This is a genomic window from Mycobacterium sp., from assembly GCF_035499775.1.
In the GTDB taxonomy this organism is placed as follows: Bacteria; Actinomycetota; Actinomycetes; order Mycobacteriales; family Mycobacteriaceae; genus Mycobacterium.
This window is the reverse complement of the sequence record NZ_DATJYB010000247.1, coordinates 1-2224: the sequence shown is the minus strand read 5'-3', so window position 1 is coordinate 2224 and position 2224 is coordinate 1. Positions and strand designations below refer to the sequence as shown.

At 64.8% G+C, this 2224-nt stretch carries 3 protein-coding genes; 1 reads left to right on the top strand and 2 read right to left on the bottom strand.

Going from position 1 to position 2224, the window contains the following annotated elements; all coding sequences use genetic code 11:
- A partial coding sequence (locus tag VML93_RS16335) for a hypothetical protein (RefSeq protein WP_325612190.1) occupies positions 1–440 on the top strand: 440 nt, incomplete at its 5' end.
- 165 nt (positions 441–605) lie between these two features.
- Here VML93_RS16335 and VML93_RS16330 read toward each other — a convergent pair.
- Together VML93_RS16330 and VML93_RS16325 are read right to left on the bottom strand one after the other, a co-directional pair.
- A complete protein-coding gene (locus VML93_RS16330; protein ID WP_325612189.1) occupies positions 606–1646 on the bottom strand; it encodes a class I SAM-dependent methyltransferase in 1041 nt (346 codons plus the stop codon).
- A gap of 27 nt (positions 1647–1673) precedes the next feature.
- Positions 1674–2224: UDP binding domain-containing protein (locus tag VML93_RS16325; RefSeq protein WP_325612187.1), on the bottom strand; the 551-nt coding region annotated here is incomplete at its 5' end.

Sequence of the window (2224 nt, the reverse complement as noted above, 5' to 3'; positions counted from 1 at the left end):
GGTCAACGGCGTTCCATGCGCTCGGTGGGTACAGGTCGCTGGACTTCGACGATCTGGACATATGCGCCCGGTTGGTGTTCAAGTATTCGGATTCTGCTGTCCTCTACGAGCCTCGAGCTGTCGCTCATCATTTCGTCCCGGCGAATCGTGTTACCTGGCGATACTTTTGGACGCGCAGCTTCCTTGTGAACCGGGACAAGGTGGCCGCATTCGCGCTGCTGGGTGAAGCTGCCAGCCTGGCACCCGAGCGACGGTTCGTGCTTCGATCAATTCCCAGGCAGTCCGCCGCTGCCCTGCGCGGCCTCTTCACGGGACATCCCGAGGAACTCCTTCAATGGGCTGCCATGCTCGTTGGAATCGGACTGGCTGGTTTGGGCAATTTGGTTGGACGTCTGGGGATTTGGCGAGACGGCAGCCGGCCTGCGGCCGATAATTTTTGACCGACTCACGTGCCGGGGCGCCGCTCGCGGCGGCTTCGACGTGCGCCGGCCCCGGCGTGTCCGGACTTAGCGAGCCCTCTGCAGGCAGACACCATCAGGGCCAATGGCGGACCCGCCAGGAACAGACCGCGGTCAACACGGGGGGAATGCCCACCCACTGACCGATTAGGAAACTCCAGCGCGATGAGGATTTGCGTTCCCGCCCTGGTAGTAGTCGATTATCTCCGCCTTCGTGATCGGGACTGCGGCCTTGCGGCCGAGGAAGAAGACGCTGCTGGCACCGTCGAGCGAGTGCTTCGGGTCAAGGATGTGATCCATGAACCTGAGCCAGAAAAAGCAGAGCCGTACGATATGCCCGAGCTTGCTTGAGCGGGTCAGGGCGCGGGCAAAATAGTCGATCGACCACCACAACGCAGTGCCCGCGCCGGCTATCGAGCCGGAGTCGATCCGCTCGAAGCTGCGAAACAGGTACCGGTGACCGCTGTCGGTGAAGCGGGTGAAATCGTAGGGTCCCTCGTGCACTTGCTGGAGGAACGGCGTGTCGGCGTAGACAATCCCCCCGCTACGCAGAACACGGTGGATCTCTTTCGCGACCGTGGTTGGCTCTAGCACGTGCTCGAGCACGGCCTGTATGACCACGCCATCGACGGAGCCGATGGCCAGCGGGATCGCGTGACCGTCCGCTATGAACTGCACGGCGGGGCTGGCGTAGATGTCGAAGCAGATGAGGTCGACCGTGGGGTCGGCGTACAACTCCTCGAGGCCAGCGCCCACGGTGCCGCCCCCGATGACCAGGATCCGGGGCCGCTGGCCGGCGGTGGCATCGTCGGCACGGAGCAATTCGAGCATGCGGGCCACGTTGGCTGGCGCGGTGGTGTTGGCGGGGTATAGCAGCCTATTCAGCGCGTGGTGGGACTTCGAACGGTGGGTCTCCGAAGGGCCCTCGACCGCGCGCAACCGGCCGGCGTCAAGGACACTGTGCTCGAAGTCCACAAGGGCCGGTACGCCGGAGACGACCGGGAAAGGCTCGTCAGCGTACCGGCAGGGCGCCCCGGTGCAGTGCCATCGGCCAACTTCGGCGCGCACCGGGCTGGCGCAGCGCGGGCAGATGAAGAGGTCCTGTTCGACCATCGCGTCGAGGGCGGCAGCGTCCCAAAGGTTTTCGCCGACGAAGCCTGCTCCTCCGGTGACCAGAATCTCGCTCATTGTGGTGCTTTCGACCCCTGACCGTCCTCAGGTCCCGTCGACGTCGCTTCGACCGGCAAGCGCCCGTAATTTCGACGGCGGCCGCTGCCTGGTCAGCGCATCGAGATGGCGGCTGTTAGCGGGCGCGGCATGCTGTCTGATTTCTGGTACCCCATCCAGTTCGATGGCGGTGCCGGCCTTCGGGCGCCCGACGGGCTCGTAGTGGAAGCCGGCCGCGTCCATCATGTGATGGTCGAAGACATTGCGGCCGTCGAGGAACACGTTTCCTCGCATCCGGGCCCGGAGCTTGACGAGGTCAAGTAGGAGGAAGTCGGGCCAGTCGGTAGCCAGCACGACGGCGTCGGCGTCGGCGGCAACTTCATACGGGTCGCCGACCACAGTGAGTCCGGGAACGTGGGAAACGCTGGACACTAGAGGGTCGTACGCGATCACTTCGGCTCCGCGGGCGAGGAGGCGTTCGGCCACCCCAAGCGCGGGGGAATCGCGGAGGTCGTCGGTGCCGGGCTTGAACGCCAGGCCGAGCAAACCGATGCGCCGCCCGGCCAGACAGTCGAAGTGCCGGATCAGCTTGTTCACCA